This is a genomic window from Shewanella sp. (assembly GCF_013214165.1).
Lineage (GTDB): Bacteria > Pseudomonadota > Gammaproteobacteria > Enterobacterales > Shewanellaceae > Shewanella.
The window spans coordinates 51,320-70,817 of sequence record NZ_JABSSM010000005.1 but is presented as its reverse complement, the minus strand read 5'-3'; the positions used below and the strand labels follow the sequence as shown (position 1 = coordinate 70,817).

The 19,498-nt window shown below is 48.4% G+C and carries 16 protein-coding genes; all 16 read left to right on the top strand.

The window, feature by feature from the left end:
* The first annotated feature begins 59 nt into the window (after positions 1-59).
* The 16 genes from HRU42_RS02845 (at position 60) to HRU42_RS02770 (ending at position 19,472) form a co-directional block, all read left to right on the top strand.
* The gene (locus tag HRU42_RS02845) at positions 60-677 is read left to right on the top strand and encodes a type II secretion system protein (protein ID WP_295028828.1); all 618 of its coding nucleotides are present in this window, start codon (positions 60-62) and stop codon (positions 675-677) included.
* A gap of 130 nt (positions 678-807) precedes the next feature.
* Positions 808-1,353, top strand: a complete 546-nt coding sequence (locus HRU42_RS02840; RefSeq protein ID WP_295028827.1) for a type II secretion system protein — start codon at positions 808-810, stop codon at positions 1,351-1,353.
* A gap of 30 nt (positions 1,354-1,383) precedes the next feature.
* A complete protein-coding gene (locus HRU42_RS02835; RefSeq protein ID WP_295028826.1) occupies positions 1,384-1,905 on the top strand; it encodes a type II secretion system protein in 522 nt (173 codons plus the stop codon).
* 76 nt (positions 1,906-1,981) lie between these two features.
* Positions 1,982-2,512 carry a prepilin-type N-terminal cleavage/methylation domain-containing protein gene (locus HRU42_RS02830; protein WP_295028825.1) on the top strand — a complete coding sequence of 177 codons (531 nt, stop codon included), beginning with the start codon at positions 1,982-1,984 and terminating at the stop codon, positions 2,510-2,512.
* Between the two features lie 66 nt (positions 2,513-2,578).
* Entirely contained in the window at positions 2,579-3,034 is a 456-nt protein-coding gene (locus tag HRU42_RS02825) for a type II secretion system protein (protein WP_295028824.1), read from the top strand.
* A complete protein-coding gene (locus HRU42_RS02820; protein WP_295028823.1) occupies positions 3,024-3,608 on the top strand; it encodes a type II secretion system protein in 585 nt (194 codons plus the stop codon). The genes HRU42_RS02825 and HRU42_RS02820 overlap by 11 nt, the downstream gene beginning before the upstream one ends.
* A gap of 85 nt (positions 3,609-3,693) precedes the next feature.
* Entirely contained in the window at positions 3,694-4,521 is an 828-nt protein-coding gene (locus tag HRU42_RS02815; protein WP_295028822.1) for a type II secretion system protein, read from the top strand.
* 64 nt (positions 4,522-4,585) lie between these two features.
* A complete protein-coding gene (locus HRU42_RS02810; protein ID WP_295028846.1) occupies positions 4,586-5,011 on the top strand; it encodes an MSHA biogenesis protein MshP in 426 nt (141 codons plus the stop codon).
* 1 nt (position 5,012) lies between these two features.
* Complete coding sequence (locus HRU42_RS02805; RefSeq protein ID WP_295028845.1) at positions 5,013-9,452, top strand: DUF6701 domain-containing protein; 4,440 nt, start codon at positions 5,013-5,015, stop codon at positions 9,450-9,452.
* A 278-nt stretch (positions 9,453-9,730) separates the two neighbouring features.
* Positions 9,731-10,780 (top strand): rod shape-determining protein, encoded by a 1,050-nt coding sequence (locus tag HRU42_RS02800; RefSeq protein WP_295028821.1) that lies wholly within the window; start codon positions 9,731-9,733, stop codon positions 10,778-10,780.
* A gap of 131 nt (positions 10,781-10,911) precedes the next feature.
* On the top strand, positions 10,912-11,820 hold the full coding sequence (gene mreC / locus HRU42_RS02795) for a rod shape-determining protein MreC (protein ID WP_295028820.1): 909 nt from the start codon (positions 10,912-10,914) through the stop codon (positions 11,818-11,820).
* Positions 11,817-12,311: a rod shape-determining protein MreD gene (gene mreD, locus HRU42_RS02790; RefSeq protein ID WP_295028819.1), complete on the top strand. Its 495-nt coding sequence runs from the start codon at positions 11,817-11,819 to the stop codon at positions 12,309-12,311. Before mreC ends, mreD begins: the two co-directional genes overlap by 4 nt.
* 1 nt (position 12,312) lies before the next feature.
* Positions 12,313-12,909: a nucleoside triphosphate pyrophosphatase gene (locus HRU42_RS02785; RefSeq protein ID WP_295028818.1), complete on the top strand. Its 597-nt coding sequence runs from the start codon at positions 12,313-12,315 to the stop codon at positions 12,907-12,909.
* Positions 12,910-13,001: 92 nt separating this feature from the next.
* On the top strand, positions 13,002-14,468 hold the full coding sequence (gene rng, locus HRU42_RS02780; RefSeq protein WP_295028844.1) for a ribonuclease G: 1,467 nt from the start codon (positions 13,002-13,004) through the stop codon (positions 14,466-14,468).
* On the top strand, positions 14,468-18,655 hold the full coding sequence (locus tag HRU42_RS02775; RefSeq protein ID WP_295028817.1) for a YhdP family protein: 4,188 nt from the start codon (positions 14,468-14,470) through the stop codon (positions 18,653-18,655). Before rng ends, HRU42_RS02775 begins: the two co-directional genes overlap by 1 nt.
* Positions 18,624-19,472 carry a carbon-nitrogen hydrolase family protein gene (locus HRU42_RS02770; RefSeq protein WP_295028816.1) on the top strand — a complete coding sequence of 283 codons (849 nt, stop codon included), beginning with the start codon at positions 18,624-18,626 and terminating at the stop codon, positions 19,470-19,472. Before HRU42_RS02775 ends, HRU42_RS02770 begins: the two co-directional genes overlap by 32 nt.
* Positions 19,473-19,498: the final 26 nt, after the last annotated feature.

Genomic DNA, 19,498 nt, shown 5'->3' with positions numbered 1-19,498 from the left:
TATATGAATAAGCCGATTGAAAATAAAAATGAAAGCTCAATATAATATAAGGTCGAACTATGCCTAACTCTAGCCGCCGTCAGCAAGGTTTCTCTTTAATAGAACTGGTGATCGTGATTGTGATCTTGGGCTTGCTTGCCGCAACCGCTATCCCACGTTTTCTTAATGTCACCGATGACGCACAAGATGCCAGTTTAGATGGTGTTGCTGGTGGTCTGGCTACCGCGGTCGGTTTTGTTCGCGCACAGTGGGAAGTCGATGGCCGCAACAATGATTCGGTTGTCTTAGATGGAACAAAAGTGTCACTGGATGTACGTTTTGGTTTTCCTACCGGAAATGTAGACTTTGGTAATGGCACAGATGTCACGGCTATGAGTGATAGCCATTGCCAACAGGTGTTTCGCTCGGTATTACAGAGTGCTCCACGCAATGTGCTTTATACAGAAGACGCGCGCAACCAGAGATACACAGTACGTGTATTAGAGGGGGAAGGCGGTAGCGCTACCGATCTTAATGGCGATACCGTTAACGGCATTGACTCATGTTTGTATCATCAGGTGGCGTCATTAACATTAGATCAAAATACCGGGGTTGCTTCTCCAGCCCCTAGTTTAAGTGTAGGTAAAGGAATTACTTATAATCCTGGCACCGGGACCGTGGTTAGTTTCACTAACTAGGTCAAGGGTATGGCGAGTCTCTAGTTGAATACTTAGAGACGTTATCAGCCTAGTATATACTTTATATTGTGACTCGTAAGGATACTTGGAACGATGCTAATTTAATTTAAGTTAAGCAAGGCATTAATACATGAACAAACAAAATGGTTTCACCCTAATTGAATTAGTGGTCGTTATTATCATTCTTGGTATTCTGGCCGTCACCGCGGCACCTAAGTTTATCAACCTGCAGTCGGATGCGCGTGAGTCAGCACTACAAGGAATGAAGGGGGCCATACAAGGCGGCAACGGATTAGTGTATGCCAGAGCCGCGATAGAAGGTGAGGAGAAGCGGGTTAAAGGATATTGGACGGGTGATGCTGAAGTGGCTGACTCGGTAAAAGGCGGGGTCGACATCGGCACCGGCACCAAGGCCAAAACTAACTTCGGCTACCTGCAAGGGTTACAGGCAGAACTCGAAAATGCGATAGATGTTAGCTTCAATGTGGGCACGTCAGCTACGGATAATACCTTAGATACCAATAACGGTGCCGATTGGATCATTTTTGTAGACTCTGGCGTGGCAACAATATGGCAGACAGGCGCGCCGACAGAGTGTCGCTTCACGTATACCGAGTCGGCGCCAAATGGCGCTGTGCCGGTATTTTCAAGCATGCCTACTGCATCAAGCTGTTAATTAGTTAATGATTAAAAATCGGATTATCGAATGAATAAGCAAAATGGTTTCACCTTAATAGAGCTAGTCGTGGTTATCATCATCTTGGGCATTCTGGCCGTTACGGCCGCGCCCAAATTTATCAATCTGCAAAGTGATGCTAAAAAGTCGACGCTAGATGGAATGAAGGGGGCGCTGCAAGGGGCAAATTCGCTGGTTTTTTCTAAAGCGGCGATATCTGCAGAAGAACAGAAAGGCTCGGCCGATGCGTCAACGACCGGTTCTGTCAATATAGGCACAACAAATCCTGCACTGACTAACTATGGTTTCCTGCAATCAACAGCCGATGAGCTGAGCAATGCCATGGATCTGAATATCAGCGATGATGAAACTGATACCGCAGACTGGTACATAGACGAAGGGGACGATGGGGCCAAATCTGCAGCTATTTATCAAGCCGGCTCGGCTCGATTCGGCAATACAGTAAGCGGCAACAGATGTTATCTGGAATATATCCCGGCACAATCGACCACAGAGACGCCTGAATATATAGTCCGTAATTTTGATTGTTAATGGTTGTGAAAACGGTGCGAGTTAACTTAAGTTAACTCAATTTCCATAAATGTGTGATGATCGGAGTGTAAACGCCATGAAAACCATGAAAACCATGAAGCAGCAGGGTTTTACCTTAATTGAGCTCGTTGTGGTGATCATCATCTTGGGTATTCTGGCTGTGACTGCAGCGCCTAAGTTTATCAATCTGCAATCCGATGCTCGACAGTCGACCCTGGCTGGCATGAAAGGGGCACTACAGGGGGCAAACTCACTGGTATTCTCTAAGGCCGCCATCGATGGCGTTGAGACCGAGAGTAGCCAAGATGTTGAGATTGCGACAGGATTTAGCATAGAACTCGACTACGGCTACATCAAAAGCTTTGCCGACGAGGCCGAGACGATTTCGAACCTGGAGGTTGCCCTGGATATGAGCTTCGAAGCGTTAGCCGCTGCTGACACGTTAACGACCGAGGATTGGGGGGTGCGATCTACCGCGACGGTTATCACCTTCGTGCCCAAGGGCAAGGCGTCAGATGGTGATTGCCGTTTAGTGTATACCGCTGCGTCAGAAGCCGCCGATGTGATAACCATTCCTAGCTATGTTATTGTCGATACCGACTGCTAAGTTAATTTTTTTACAGACCAATGTCGCCTAGCGGCGAAACTTCTGGGTAAAGCCTCCGGTAAATAGATGAGAAAAAATGCGGGCTTTACTCTGGTAGAGCTAGTCACCACCATAATACTCATCGCCATTCTCTCTGTGGTCGTCTTGCCACGCCTGATGACCAGCTCTAGTTACAGTGCCTTCACTCTACGTGACGAGTTTATTAGTGAGTTACGTAAGACTCAACTGATGGCGATGAATAATCAAGATCGCTGTTATCGGGTCGATGTCGATGCCGACGGCTATCAACTGCTTCGTTTTGATCATTCCACTTGTACCGGCACTAGCATATCGGAACCTAAGCAAGGGTTTGCCGGTGGGGCCAGCCTAGTACTCATAGCTAGTGGCAATAGTACATTTAATCTCAGTTTCGACACGTCTGGCGTTGCCAGCTTGGATTGTAGCGGCCCATGTATTAACGTGATTGCCGATGAGACCTTGGGCATAAATATCGAGAGTCAGGGGTATATCCATGGCCGTTAACCCTGTTAAGTTTAATAAGGCAGCGCAAGGCCCTCACTTGGCTCATAAATCTAACGGCTTTACGCTTATTGAACTCGTCGTCGGCATGGTGGTTCTCAGCATCGCCTTAGTCTTGCTGACTAGCATGCTGTTCCCTCAGGCCGATCGCGCCGCCGAGACCTTACACCGTGTGCGTTCGGCTGAACTGGCTCATTCGCTACTCAATGAGATCTGGAGCAAACGCTACGATCAACATACTAACTCGAACGGTGGTGTGCCCGCCTGTGGTGCAGTAGCAAGACCCGCTCTGGGTTTGCCCGCCGGCGAGGATTGCACGCTTGAACAAGACTTTGGCCCAGAAACTGGCGAGAACCGAAATAGTTTTAATGATGTCGATGATTATCATGGCCTAAACGAGGGGAGTCTGATGTTAAATTCAGACAATACCTATGCCAGTGAATACCCTAACTATCGAGTCTCTGTAACTGTGACTTATGTCGACGCCTCCAACATGGAGACTAAGTTGATCCGTATCGATGTCACCACACCTAACAGTGAAATGATCACTTACAATGCGGTTAGGAGTAACTACTGATGTTGAGCTTAAACCAGAAGCGCTCTGGCTCCGCTAGTGCTAGCAATGAAGTGAGCATTGGTAATGCAGTTAGGAGTAGTTATTAATGCTGAGCAGTGTCAGAAGGGGGAAATCATCTGGCTTCACCTTGGTTGAGATGGTGATGGTGATCATTATTCTCGGCGTTATGGTGCTTGGAGTCAGTAGTTTTGTCATCATAGGCACACGTATCTTCGTCGAATCTACTACTGTCGATCAGGTGCTGAGTCAGAGTCGCTTCGTGATGGAGCGTATGACCCGTGAGATGCGCAATGCTGTGCCCAATAGCCTGCGCGTCACGGAAAGTCCCGTTACCTTCCAATGCATCGAATTCGTGCCGATTCAGGCCAGCGGCAGCTATCTTGACCTGCCTATATCTCCTGAGCCTACTCGTTTGACTGGCACTGTGATGGTGCCATCACAAGGGATCGATACCGACCATAGGATACTGGTGTATCCCTTGCGACCGGCAGATATCTATGCTGCGACGCCAACAGCATCGACAGGGCACTTATTTGACGTTAAAGACTTTGACAGTAATACCTTGACCTTCGAACGTGCGGTACGCTTCAGTGAGGCTTCGCCACGAAATCGTTTCTTTATGGTGGGCAATGCGGTGAGCTACTGCTTCTTTGCCGATGGCAATATCAGACGTTATAGCGGTTACAATATGTTTAATACAGATCAACCGACACCCGCAGATATGGCAGGCGATACTGATACGGACGGCGCATTAATGGCTGAGAATGTGATGATAACAGGCGGAAATTGGCCAATATCTTATACTCCTGGGACCTTGATTAATAATGCCGTGGTGCAGTTAACACCGCAATTTGAGGTTAATGAACAAGCGTTCCAGTATCAACATCAGGTGCAGGTGGTCAATGTTCCCTAATCAGAATCAAGGAGCTGATATCAGCTTAAGTGGCACTCGGAGTCGCCCCCTACTCAATAGCGGGATGGCAAAGCAGCGAGGCAGTGCCTTGGTGATAGGGATATTCGTTATCACAGTGATGTTCTTGATGGCGTCAGCCTTGATCAATGTGCTCGAAGACGCCGACAAGCAAGTCAACTTGGAAGTGTGGGGCACCCGGGCGTTGGCTGCAGCCAACTCAGGTGCCGATAGCGCCCTCGCTCAGTTATTTCCCCTAGATGCATCGCTAGCAAGCTGCGTCGACAGCAGTGAGTGGGATGTCCCAGATGTCCCAAATATGCCAGGTTTTCATGGCTGTAGGGTCGCCTTGACCTGTAACGCCACGCTCCTTGATACGGTAAACCACTATCGTATTACCAGCACGGCGACCTGCGAAACCGGCGATTGTAGCGGCAATAGCGGTAATTGTCTGAGAGTCAACCGTCAGGTGGAGGTGGAAGCCCGTGACTAATATGGATATCAATTGGCGCAGAGCCCTAATCCTAGCTGGTGTATTCTTTATTGCAGTCTCAGCTCCACTCATGTACTCCGCTCGGGTGTCGGCTAGCGATTGGACTGAAGTCTTCATCGAGGGAGTCAATTCACATGATAAGAAAGGAAAAATTAAGTTTAAAGGTAATTCAGGTCTTGAAAATGCACCCAGCGATGGAGTATTGCCTGCCGATAAAGTCGAGGATAATAAGACTGCTTGCTTGCCTAGCTCAGGCTCAGGAGTTCAATGTACTGCTTCTCAGATCCCCTCATCATTACCCCTCGACAGGATCGATTTTAAACAATGTAAGTCTGCTAGTAACGAAAAGGTTGAAACCAGCAATTCTGAGCCGGAGGTACAGGTAACTGCGGGTGAATACGGGACCATTCATTTAAAAGATGGTGCGGATCGTAAGATCACTTTCACCACGACAAATGGTGTGTATAAGATTAAACACCTGAAGGCCGAGAGTGGCACCTTAGAATTCGCACCGGGTCAATATTGGATTGAGCACCTAGAGATCAACAGTGGTGTGAATGTTATCTACCCCCAGAATGGCACTGTCAGTTGGTTTATAGATAAAAAACATAAATATACACATAAAAATAGCAGTTTGGCCTATAGTGCCGAGCAGTTATTGATATACAGCTATGGAGACTTTGAGCTACAAGGATCAACTTATCTAACAGCACATGTAGTTTCAGAGAAAAAAGTGAAGTTAAAAGGCAGCTCTTCTGTCGAAGGGGCAGTATCGGGTGGTAAAGACGTTGAGTTAGAAGGTAATAGTAGGGTTATTTTTACCAATAGCGCTAGCCAAATAGATGTCACTCCTAATTGTGATGTTGAACCAGTATTACCCGTTATTCCACTGCAGTGCCCGGCAGAGCAGGCTGGAGTCGCCGGTATCACCTATCGAACCTATGACGCCACAGGCTGGAAGACGGGGCAATATACCAGTCCGGTAGATCACGCTGAGTTTAATGATCTTGTCGACACAGTAAAAACCACGACGCACCAGCTCGGTGAATCCATAGAGTCTCGCATTGAAGGCTTTGGTAGCAATATTAGCCCTCATTCGAGTCAGGGGGATAATTATGCAGGTATCTTTGAAGGTTATATTGATGTGCCTGAATCGGGAAAATATACCTTCGGTATCGATGGTGATGACGCGATAGAACTCTTGATTGACGGCCAAGTTGTGGTTGGCTTTTATGGCTTGCATGGCCAGTGTGGTTTTCCGTGTGAGACCGGGGAGATATCTTTAGCTCAAGGCACACATAAAATAGAGCTGCGTTTCCATGAGGCGACCGGGGCTGAAGCCTATCATCTGTATTGGCAGCCGCCGTCGGCATCGAGTCTAGTCAAGGTACCGGCATCGGCATATTTAACCTGTCCATTTCCTCAATTTGAGTTTGGTCGTGTCAGTTTGGACGGCAATGGCAACGCCGAGATTCATTTCGCCAATAGCTATGTCACAGCCCCAGTGATCATCTTGATGCCGACCATAGATGGCGCCAACACTGTCCAGGATGGTCCATCGTCAGTGAAGCTGAGCGCTAGCAGCGCCGCATCTGCGTCTATCGCTCAAGAGGATGCGCCGGACAACAGGGTGTCCGCTGATCTTATGCCTGATGTGGATTATTTTGTCATGGAGTCAGGCTATCGTTTTCTAGCGCGTGGCAAGGCGTTGCAAGCGGGTAAGATAGAGACGAAAAAATATCAAGGTAATCGCTTAGCCTTACCTGGTCGTGGCTACGAAGAGGTCAGCTTTAGGCACAAGTTTGGTGCCAAGCCCGCTATGGTTGGACAGGCTCAGACTAAGAGCAATAATCGCTTTATTACTACCGTGATTAATAGTGTGAGCGTCCATGGAGATGAATTCGATATAGCCATCGAGGCATCGCAAGTCAGTGCCCCGATCAATCAAGATGAAACCTTAGGCTATGTTGCCGGGCTTGGCGCTGGTTCCATGCGGGTCAACGGCGAGAATATCTTGTATGAGTTTGGCTATGCACTGAATCACAATGCGGGGGGCAACGCCCGCACACTGAGCCAGCAATGTGCCTATGCGACTACTTATCAACATACCTATGCTAGCCAGCCCTACGTAATAGCCAATAAAAACTCACGTCGTGGTGCCGATGGTGGTTGGACAAGGCGCTGTCGTCATGCAGAATTTAACAATAGCGTGAGCTTTGCCCTAGATGAAGATCAGCAACTCGATGCCGAGCGGTTTCACCTCGCAGAAGATATTGGCTATTTTGCCTTCGAGGCATCCGCCGAGCCTGCGGCGACGAATCATTATCGTATAGAGTTCTCATCTGGCGCAATTAGCTGCACGGCAAAGGATATACTTATTCGTGCTTGTGCTAATCCTGATTGCACTGCTGAAACTTCAGTCTTATCCACTGTCGACTTGACCAAAAATGGTGACCTATACAGTACGATTAACTTTACTGGACATACAATACCCCCAGCATCGCTCTGGCATGCTGACGGTGGGCTGGTTATCGTTGGTCTCGGCGCTACAGCTCCGTCCGGTTCTTATCGTTGTTTTATAGACGGTACAGAGGTGTTAGATATCGAACAATGTAAATTAGTCTATGAAGATACTGGTTTTTACTTCGATGTGCCTAATACTAGCTCTTGCAAAGATACTGCTAGCTTTGAATTGTTTGCAGTGAAAAAGGACCCCCAGACGCAAGAATGTGTCCCCCTTTTTAGTAATCAAACTAAGGCGATAGATTTTAATTTTGAGTACAAAACACCCAGCTCTGTTAATAATCAGGCAGCACTGATACTGAGTAGTTTGAATGTGCCAACAGCGAGTGTGGACATTGATGGTGGTGATACAAAGAGTTTAAATGTGCGTTTTAATGCGGACGGTAAAGCCGAGTTAAAGGCCAATTATCCAGAAGCTGGAGTGGTCACGTTGACAGCATCCCACAGACATACGGTGAACACTCCTAATGGCACCGAAGAGCTGCTACTTGAATATTCAGATGATTTTACCGCTGCTGCTGCGGGTTTTCATTTCTTTAATACGAGTGGCAATAAGACGTGTATTGGTGGGGACCCATACGATGCCAACTGTCAGGTGCTCGCTAAAGCTGGTGATGATTTTAATATGGCAATGAAGGCTGTTTGTTGGGAGTCTGATGACGACACCGACTTCAGTAATAATACAGCACTACAAAATTTCAAGTTGGACAATATAGCAATCACAGCAAGAGTAGATCAGCCATCTACAGGTAGTGACGGTAGCTTTGGAGAGACTTCAATTAACTTTGAGCTTATAGCCGGGGAAACTTGGGTAACTCGTGTTCAAAGTTGGAGTGAGGTGGGCACAGTGACTGCAGAGCTCAGCCAAGATTTAAATTATCAAGGGGTTATCATTGCCCAAGATAAGTCTAGTAGCGAAGTCTTTGGTCGTTTTACGCCTGCTTATTTGGAAATAATTGGCAATACCCCCGAAGTATCGAACGCATGCGGTAGCTTTACCTATATGGATCAGCCTTTTAGTTTCTTATCTGCAGTAGAACCTAAGATACGAGTCATTGGCAAGTCCAGCTCTACAAGTGTGACCAGTAATTACCAAATAGCGCCTTGGTGGCGCTATCGAGACCAGGACTCTTCTGAACAGAACCAATGGTCGGGTCGTAGTTATAGCGATAATAGCGGTATTGCAAGGCTCGATGACAGAGATGACCCGGCGCTTTCCGGCGCAGTGATGTTTTCGAGTGAACCCGCCGCCTACCTTGCTGGTGCTCAGGTTAATTATTTAAGAACAGCTTCGGCTGTTGCACCATTCAATGCGTTATTTCATTTGGATTTACTTGCTTTAGATGTGACTGATAATGATGGCATTTGTTTCCAATCTGATGCTAATTCGCAATGTATTGGCTTTACCTTTACCGATATTGGTAAAGATAAAAATATGCAACAACGCTATGGCCGTATGATTCTTGAAAACGGCTATGGACCTGAGTCTGAAAGCCTACGCTTGCCAATACGCACTGAATATGTGAGCTCAGTAGCCGAGAGTGTCCCGACTTGGATAGTCAATGAGGAGGATCTGTGTTCTATTTATAATACTGCTTCTTCAGCGGATAATGGGGAAACGGTCACGACAGGCATGAATATGCAGTTTCCTACAGGCTTCCCAGCGATTACGGCGCATAGTAATGCTGGACTAACCTTACAAAGCGGCACAATACAAGCGGGTATGAATCAAATATATTTCACTGTTCCAAATGCTACTGGTGTAGTACCGCTTAAACAGCATGTCGAACCTTGGCTTAAATGGTTTTGGAATTACGATGCCAGTAACGTTAATGGGCTATACGACCCAAGAGCGAGTGCTTTCTTTGGCACTTATCGTGGTCACGATAAAGTGATCTATTGGCGGGAAGTTAATTAGTGTTAGCTTAAGGCTATGTCAAAGAGTGGCTAGGAAATCTCATTTTCCCTTCTTTAAGCCAAGGACTTGGTGCACTTGCAAGCCTGCTTGGTGACATTAGAGGGATGCTCATTCTCTTAGGCCAAAGCCCCACTTATTTCTGCTTTTTCCATAATATTTAAAAATAATACACTTCATTAGCAAATGTTAACCTCATCGCCCTTGTGTCATAGGGGTGTGGTTGTTAGAGTTAGCTGATTTTTATTTTTTCGAATTCGACACTGAGACAGGCTGGTTACATGTTCAAGAAGCTGCGTGGCATTTTTTCTAACGATCTTTCGATCGATTTGGGTACGGCTAACACCTTAATTTACGTTCGCGATGAAGGGATAGTACTCAACGAACCTTCAGTTGTTGCTATTCGTACTGAGCGAGGGAATGGCGGACAGAAGTCCGTGGCGGCTGTAGGTACAGAAGCTAAGCAGATGTTGGGGCGTACTCCGGGTAATATCCAGGCTATACGTCCGATGAAAGACGGTGTTATTGCCGACTTTTATGTGACTGAGAAGATGTTGCAGCATTTTATCAAGCAAGTGCACAATAACAGTGTGTTCCGTCCAAGCCCTAGAGTCTTGGTTTGTGTACCTGTTGGCGCGACACAGGTCGAACGCCGTGCGATTCGCGAATCTGCTATGGGCGCAGGCGCTCGTGAAGTTTACTTGATAGAAGAGCCTATGGCGGCTGCGATAGGTGCAGGCCTGCCTGTTTCTGAGGCGACGGGTTCTATGGTTGTCGATATTGGTGGTGGTACTACCGAAGTGGCCATCATCTCACTCAATGGCGTGGTATATGCGTCTTCTGTTCGAATCGGTGGTGACAAGTTTGATGATGCCATCATCAACTATGTGCGTCGCAACTACGGTAGCCTGATCGGTGAGGCGACAGCCGAACGCATCAAGCACACGATCGGTACAGCATATCCGGGCGATGAAGTATTAGAGATCGAAGTGCGCGGTCGTAATTTAGCCGAAGGCGTACCTCGTAGCTTTACCCTGAACAGCAATGAAATTTTAGAAGCGTTGCAAGAGCCATTATCTGGCATTGTCAGTGCTGTGATGGTTGCACTGGAGCAATCTCCACCGGAACTTGCCTCAGATATCTCCGAGCGTGGCATGGTGTTAACCGGTGGTGGCGCATTAATCCGCGATCTGGACCGTTTACTCATGCAAGAAACGGGGATTCCTGTCATGGTTGCCGATGACCCATTAACCTGTGTTGCTCGAGGCGGTGGTAAGGCCCTAGAGATGATCGATATGCATGGCGGCGATCTCTTCTCCGAAGAAACCTAATTGGGTCGAATGAGGCGGTGTTAACCCGCCTTTTTTTTGTGCCTCATTATCGCCATAGGGCATAAAACCTGATTTTGTTTTTATGATCCCATGAATACTCATTAGTATTTCGTAACCACTTATAGTTTTTTATGAAGCCCATTTTTGCTCGTGGTATTTCAAACCAGTTTAGATTAACACTGGCTATTATTTTGTCGGTGATCCTCATTGTGGCCAACGGCCGGCTCGATCCTGTTCGTCAATCTATTTCTTCTGTTCTAAGCCCACTGCAATACGTTGCCAATGTGCCCGGCGCCCTGCTCGATTGGTCTGCCGAGAATCTTGCGACTCGCGACATGCTGGCTAAACAAAACAAGGCGCTATTGCGTCAACAGCTGCTGATGAGTGAGCGTCTGCAGCGTTTCGAGCATCTAAGACAGGAAAATGATCGTTTGCGTGGCTTGCTGGGCTCTCCCGTACACATGGATTCCAAGAAAGTGGTTGCCGAGGTGATGGCAATTGCCAGCGACCCCTATCATCAATATGTGGTGTTAAACCAAGGGCAAAGAACCGGCGTGTTTGTTGGCCAGCCTGTGGTGGATGCACAAGGTGTCGTAGGCCAAATAGTGCAAGTCAGTGAGTTAACCAGTCGAGTGCTGCTTATTTCAGATGTCACTCACGCTATTCCTGTGCGTATAACACGTAACGATGTGCGTCTGGTGGTGCATGGCACGGGTGTGCTCGATGAGCTGGAACTTAAATTTGTTTCTAAGAGCACAGATATTCGTGTCGCCGATCTGCTGGTGTCCTCCGGGCTAGGTAATCGTTTTCCCGAAGGCTATCCAGTGGCTCGTGTGATAAGCGTGATTAAAGATGATGGCCAGAGTTACGCCACGGTCACGGCTCAACCATTGGCGGCATTAGATCGTATTCGATACTTGCTGCTTATTTGGCCCGATGAACTCGAACACAGCCAAGATCATAATGACATTCCTGTAGCTCAATCCAGTGGCATGAAATTAGAGCTTAAGTCTGAAGCTAAGCAAGAGGTGAGCGAATGAGCATGCATATTGCCAATGGCCGTTGGGTGGTGTGGTTAAGCCTTCTCGGCGCCATGTTATTACAGATCATGCCCTTGCCGGATATAGTCGAAGCCTGGCGTCCCGACTGGTTATTACTGGTTATCATCTATTGGGCTATGGCGTTACCCCACAGATACAATATTTTATCAGCCTTTGCACTCGGGGTGATGTTAGATATCTTGCTGGGGGCTCACTTAGGTATTCGTGCGCTAGCCATGTCATTAGTCGTCTACGTGGTGGTACTTCATTTTCAGCGCTTGCGTAACTTCCCCATGTGGCAGCAGGCCTTGATGATTTCTAGTCTAGTCTGCCTGCATCATCTGGTGGTGTTTTGGGTTCAATTTGCGGTGTCGACTGCCACAGTCACATTCGATGTGAACCTGTTCTTGCCCGCTATTTCCAGTTTGATTATCTGGCCCTGGGTATTTTGGATGTTACGTCGCTTACGACGTTTATATAAGGTGAGATGAAATGGCTTCTTTCGCTCCTCTGGTATTGGCTTCGGCCTCCCCGCGTAGAAAAGAGATACTGACTCAGTTAGGTTTTTCACGTGCCGATTTTAGTTTTACTACCCTGGCGGCGGATATCGATGAGAGTCATATCCCCGGAGAGACGCCTCAAGTGTTCGTGTCTCGTCTGGCAGTAGAAAAGGCCCTAGCAGGGCTGGACTTGTGTCGAGTCGAGGGAACCCCAGTGGTACTTGGTTCAGATACCATAGTGCTATTAGGCGATAAGATTTTAGGTAAACCCGTCGACGAAGCCGATGCCCTGAAGATACTATCCCAGTTATCGGGTCAGGTTCATAGCGTCATGACGGCTGTGGCTTTAACGGATGGGAGCAAGACGGTGACGCGCCTGGTTGAGACCAAGGTACAATTTTGCCGCTTAACCGAGCAGGATATCTTGGCCTATATCGCTACTGGCGAACCCATGGATAAAGCCGGCGCCTATGGTATCCAGGCCTTAGGTGGCAGCTTTGTCGAGCGCATAGATGGCAGCTATTCTGCTGTAGTGGGCTTGCCTATGGTAGAGACCCGAGCGCTACTGCAAGAAATGAACATTTTATAACGTTATCTAGGCCCTAGAACCTGGAAACTGAAACCCTAATAAAAGAGAGTGTAAATATGAGTCGCATAGTCAGAAACAGAGTACAGAGAAAGATGGGTTCTGAACTATTGATCAATGTGACTCCCACGGAAGCCCGCGTCGCCTTGGTTGAACATGGCGTGTTGCAGGAAGTCCATATCGAGAGGCGAATGAAACGCGGCCTGGTGGGCAATATTTACAAGGGCAAGGTGAGTCGTGTCTTGCCGGGAATGCAGGCGGCATTTGTTGATATCGGCCTGGATAAGGCGGCCTTCTTGCATGCCTCTGATATCGTACCTCACACCGAGTGTGTTGCCGATGTCGAGAAGGGTAACTTCGTGGTACGCGATATCGCTCAGCTGGTAAGGCAAGGGCAAGATATCATAGTACAAGTAGTGAAAGATCCCTTAGGTACCAAGGGGGCTCGGCTGACGACGGATATCACCTTACCCTCTCGCTATCTGGTGTTTATGCCCGGCTCGAGTCATATCGGGGTTTCTCAGCGTATCGAGTCTGAAGCGGTTCGTGCCCGTTTGAAAGGCTTAACACAGCCTTTTGTCGATGAAGATGGCGGCTTTATCATTCGCACCGCGGCTGAGAGTGCCGGTGAGCAAGAGCTAGTCCAGGATGCCGCATTCCTTCGCCGGGTGTGGGCCAAGGTCAGTGAGCGACGCAAGCGTCCGGGTGTGTCTCTGCTATATCAAGATCTGGCACTGCCTGTGCGCATCGTGCGTGATTTCGTCGGCACCGAGCTCGATAAGATCAAGGTCGATTCTAGCAAGACCTTCGATGAGCTGCTGGCATTCGCCCAAGAATTTATGCCTGAGATTGCCGACAAAATTGAGCATTACTCAGGCCCTGTGCCTATTTTCGATCTCTATGATGTTGAAAATGAAGCGCAGCGAGCATTGGGGCGCAAAGTTGAATTGAAATCTGGGGGCTACCTGATCATAGATCAGACCGAAGCCATGACGACGGTGGATATCAATACGGGGGCGTTCGTCGGCCATCGAAATCTCGAAGATACCATCTTCAATACTAACCTCGAAGCGACTCAAGCCATCGCTCGTCAGTTGAGGCTGCGTAATCTTGGCGGCATCATCATCATAGATTTTATCGATATGCTGGATACTGAGCATCAAAAACGCGTGCTTAATAGCCTGGAGCTTGCGCTATCTCTGGATCGGGTTAAAACTAATATTAGTGGTTTCTCTGGTTTAGGCTTAGTGGAGATGACTCGCAAACGTACCAGAGAGAGTTTAGAGCATGTCTTGTGTGGAGAGTGTCCGGTATGTTTAGGCACCGGGAGTCTGAAGACGGTTGAGACCGTGTCTTATGAGATCTTCAGAGAGATCATCAGACTCAACCGCACCTATGACGCAGACGAGTTTTTAGTGTATTGCTCGCCCGCGGTTCATAACAGTTTGACGGGTGAAGAGAGCCATCTGATCGCCGAACTCGGCGTCTATATTGGTAAACAAGTTAAGCTTAAGAATGAGCCCATGTATGCTCAAAATAAGTTCGACGTGGTAATAATCTAGTGTTCGGTAAATTTTGTCCCCGAAAGTTCAGCCGGCTTTGCTGGCAAATATTAGCGAGCATTCTGGTGCTATTTGCACTGGTGGTAAGCCTATTTCGTGGGCTTTTACCTCAGCTCGATGAAGTCAGAACTGAGCTCGTTAAATATGTCGAACAGCAATACCAGATCCGGGTCAATGTTGGCCTGCTGAGCGCCGAATGGCAGGCTTTTGGGCCAGCCTTAACGGTAAGCAAGCTGGTCATCCCTGCCCAAGAGAGCCTGCCATTTACCTTAGTGGTAAATGATGTGCATATTAAATTGGATTTCTGGGAAAGCCTGTTCACAGCATCACCACAAATTGAGAATGTGATCTTCGATGGTGTCCATGTTGCCCTAGATCTAGATAAGCTCACTGAGACGGGTGACACCAAGAGTGCTCAAGAGATGGATACCGACTGGTTGTATCGCCTCTTATTAGAACAGCTGGAGCGCTTTTCGATTAAGCAGGCTAGCCTGCAACTCCTGAGCAAGAAAAACAATTACCGCCCCATATTTATCAAGGATCTCAAATGGTCTAACTCTCCAAATCGTCATCGCGGTCAAGGTAAACTCTATCTCGATGAAGATGCGTCACAGGTGGAGTTATTGTCACTGCAAATCGACATTAATGGCAGCGGTGATAAGCCCGATGAGCTTAAGGGCCTAGTCTATCTCGCCGCCCAGTCATTAGACATTGGGGAATGGGCGTCCAGACAGCAAAAACCCTATGATAATGTGGAGCTGGCGTTAGAGGGGGTGATTAATCTTCAAGCCTGGATGAACTTAGGCAACCGCTCTGTCGAGTCCAGCATCATAGAGTTTTCTCCTAGCTGGCTCGAGTGGGAGCTCAATGAGCAAAAGCAGTATTTCGAGATCAAGGGCGGCCAGCTCGAGTGGTTGCCGACACAAGCCGGCTGGCGCTTCACTAGTCGCGATCTCGATTTCGAGTCTAATCAACAGGCTTGGCCTGATTTTAACTTAGTTGTCGAGATGCGAGAGCAGGGCTTGTTCACCTATCTCGATCGACTCCATACTGGCTCACTCTTACCCCTGTTGCCCCTAGTGCCGGGCTTGGAGTTAGCCGGCCTGAAACACTGGCAGGTTCTGGACCCCCAAGGCGAAATCGAGTCCATCAAGCTGACTAAACTTAAGGGTCATGATCCTCAGCTGTCTCTATCGGTAAAACAATTAACTTGGTCACAAGATGGCGGGATCCCGGGTAGCGCACCCATAGATTTTCAACTCGGTTGGGGAAATGAGTCCCTCTATCTGTCGGTGCCGCAGCAAGATTACCGCTTAGATTTTGGCCGCGGCTTGAAACAGCCCTTGTCTCTCTCGGGGGAAGCCTTCGAGGCCAAGTATGATCTTCTTGCTCAGGCGATATTGGTTCCTCAGCTGAAGATGAGTAATCAGGACCTAGCTATCGATGCTGCAATGAAGCTAGAGTTTGGGGAGCAAGTCCATCTGGCTTTACTGTCAACATTGAAGCTTAATGATGTCGCCGAGGTAGGTAATTACCTGCCACTGGACGGCATGAGCCAAGGTCTGCTCGATTACCTCAACGTCGGATTAGTCGCTGGACGTATTCAAGATGGTCTAGTGGTTTGGAACGGCGCCTTGAGTGATTACCCCTATCTGGACCATTCTGGCGTATTCAAGGCAAATTTTACCCTGGAAGATGCGGAGTTTAAGTTCCTGCCCGATTGGCCGGCTGTGACCAACTTGAATCTAATGGCGCAATTTGACAATGAAGCTATGGCACTCACCATCGAGCGAGGTCATTTATTAGATGTGGTTGTCGATGGCGCTAAGGTGAGTATTCCTCAGTTAGGGGCGAGGCCATTACTGGAAGTTAGGGCTAATCTTCACACCTCAGGCCAGGCCGCGACTCGAGTCATACAGGCCTCTCCACTGGTGGATTCTGTTGGGTCGACCTTAGCCGTGGTGCAGATAAATGGTGATGTGTCGGCGTCATTGGATCTCGCCTTTCCTCTATATGAGGCTGAGGCTGGGGAGTTTGTGACACACGATATTCGCGGTTTAATCACGTTCGATAACACGCCGGTTTATATCACAGAGCCGGGGGTATTACTCGACCAGGTGAGCGGCCAGGTGAGTTTCGTCAACGACCTAGTTTACGGGGAGGATATTACCGCCTTACTGTATCAACAACCCATCTCTTTGACGTTCGATACGGGTAATGTCGGCAGAAATTATGGCCTCAACCTGGATATGAAGGGGGCTTGGTCACTCGCTGACTTGCCTGAAGAACTACACAACCCACTGCAAGATTTCTATTCAGGGGATGTTAGCTGGAAGGGGGCTATGACTTTAGTTTTCGACCCATATGGCTATCGCATACAGGCTCAGGTTGAGACGGATCTGGTGGGCGCCGAGCTGGCGTTGCCAGCGCCATTTACCAAGGTCAAAGACGAGCCAAGAAAGCTAACGGCCGAGTTAATTGGTGATAACAAACAATCGTCTCTAGGCATTAAGTTAGGTAAGCAGATGGAGTTTTGGGGAGGGTTCGATCAAGAGTCCGGTCATCGCCTCGCTCATTATGATCTACTCTTGGGGCGCTTATTTAAACCCGGAGATCAACTGAAAAAAAATAAGGGCCATCTGCAGTTAGACATAGACCACACTGAATTAGCTCCTTGGCTAGCCATCATCAATGAGTTTACCGCCGGAAATAAGGTGAGTGACGCGGCTAAGATTACCGCCGGCGCTGAGCTCACTGGCGTCGAACCTGGCTTAGAAGTTCGAGCCGATATTGCAGATCCGGCAGCTGAAGAGCCGAGTAGACAAGAATCGTTTTTCCCGCCCTTGATGAGTCTGGATGCAGACATTGCCGACTTTAACCTGATGGGACAAACCTTATCCGATCTGAAAATGACAGCTTATCCCACCCCTGTCAGCTGGCGTTTCGAGGCGAGTTCGAATGAGTTTGACGGTAGAATCGATTTTTATCCGGACTGGGCGACCCAGGGACTCAAGTTGGTCGCGACCAAGTTCCATCTGGCGCCCAATGTTAAGGCAGCGGAAGAGGCTGACTTTAAAACCGATACAATATTGGACAATCTGCCTCCTATAGCGGTGGATGTGGATGAATTTTCCTTCTATGGCAGTCCTCTCGGGCACCTGGTTCTGCAAGGTTCTCCTAAGGGCGACAGCTATCACATTCAGACCCTGTCGCTGACCACTCCTGAGGTCAAGTTGCGAGGCAAAGGCATTTGGCAGAATGACAATAATGAGAACTTAACTCAATTCGATGTGACATTAACCGCGACAAAATTTGATGCCATTTCGGCAATTGTCGACATGGATCCGGGTTTAAAAGATGCGCCGGTCGAGGTCGATGCTGAAATATCCTGGCAAGGCGCGCCCTATCAGTTTTCCATCGAAAGCCTCAATGGCCTGGTGAATTTCGAGTTAGGCAAGGGACATCTCTCCGAAGTCAGCGATAAAGGTGCCAGAATTTTTTCTTTGTTTAGTCTGGACTCGTTACTGAGAAAGCTGTCCTTAGATTTTTCGGATGTATTTGGCAAAGGCTTATATTTTAACTCCTTCACCGGCACCCTGAATATCGATAATGGCGTGGTCAAAACTCATGATACTGAGATGGACGCGGTAGCGGGGAACATGAAGGTCAGAGGTTATACGGATCTGATGACTGAGAGTTTGAACTACGATATTCGATTCGTGCCGCAATTAGCCTCGAGTGTGCCTACTGTGGTTCTCCTGACCACAGGCGGCTGGACATTCGGCCTAGGTGCATTTGCACTGACTAAGGTATTAGAACCTGTGATTGAAGTGATCACTGAGATACGTTTTCAGCTCACCGGCACCATGGCCGACCCTAAGTTAGAAGAGATAGGGCGCAAGAGTAAAGAGATAGAGATCCCCGAATCTGCGCTACCTAGTGTGAAAGAGCCTCAGCTAAATGAAGAGCTTCAGCCTGATGGAGAGCCTCAGCTAAATGAAGAGCCTCAGCCAGATGAAGGGCCTCAGACTGACGAAAAGTCTCAGCCGAAACAACCGGTGCAAGCACAAAATTCAGCTGTCGAACTACCGGCAACAAACGTGATAGAGATGCCAATTTTTAAAGACAGTGAGCGCATAGATAAGGAGACAGAAGATGCAGATCAACCTACTTCAGTGCCAAAGTAGCCAAGACGTATCCAGGAATTTGGAGTATATCGAGTCGCAGCTTAATCAACTTCCCAGAGTCGAAGGTGAAGCGCAACTCGTAGTCTTGCCTGAATGCTGTCTCCTGTTTGGTGGTCACGAGAGCCAGCAACTCGAGTATGCCGGCGATAACCAATCGAATCCTTTTAAAACGGCACTCGCAGATCTGGCGCGCCGTTATGATGTTTACCTGGTGGCGGGCAGCATCCCCGTTGCCGTCGGCGATGGCCGAGTCTATAACCGTACCTATCTTTTCGATAACCTAGGCCGGGTCTTGGGTGAATACGATAAAATACACTTGTTCGACGTCGATGTTGCCGATGGGACTAAGGAGTATCGTGAGAGCGATACCTTCTGCGCCGGAGATAAAATTAGTGTGATCGACACACCCTTTGGTAAGTTAGGCTTAGCAATATGTTACGATCTGCGTTTCCCGGATCTATTCAGAGCCATGAGATTAGCCGGAGCCGAACTGATTGCCCTACCAGCCGCCTTCACTAAGGTGACGGGGGAGGCCCATTGGCAAGCCTTGATCCAGGCCAGAGCGATTGAGAATCAGTGTTTTATTCTCGCGGCGGCTCAGTGGGGACAGCATAATCAGGGGGGCCGGGAAACCTGGGGCCAGAGTATGGTAGTCGACCCGTGGGGACGTATCACAGCCCAGAAGATGACAGGCTGTGGCTGGGTCCAGTCGACGCTGGATAGAGATGAGATGATCAAGATTAGGCAGCAGATGCCAATCGCCAGAAATAACCGCTTTGCTGAGCCAAAGTTACAACACAAAGATGCTAAACCATAGCAAGTAGATGTCAGTGTCTTATAAAA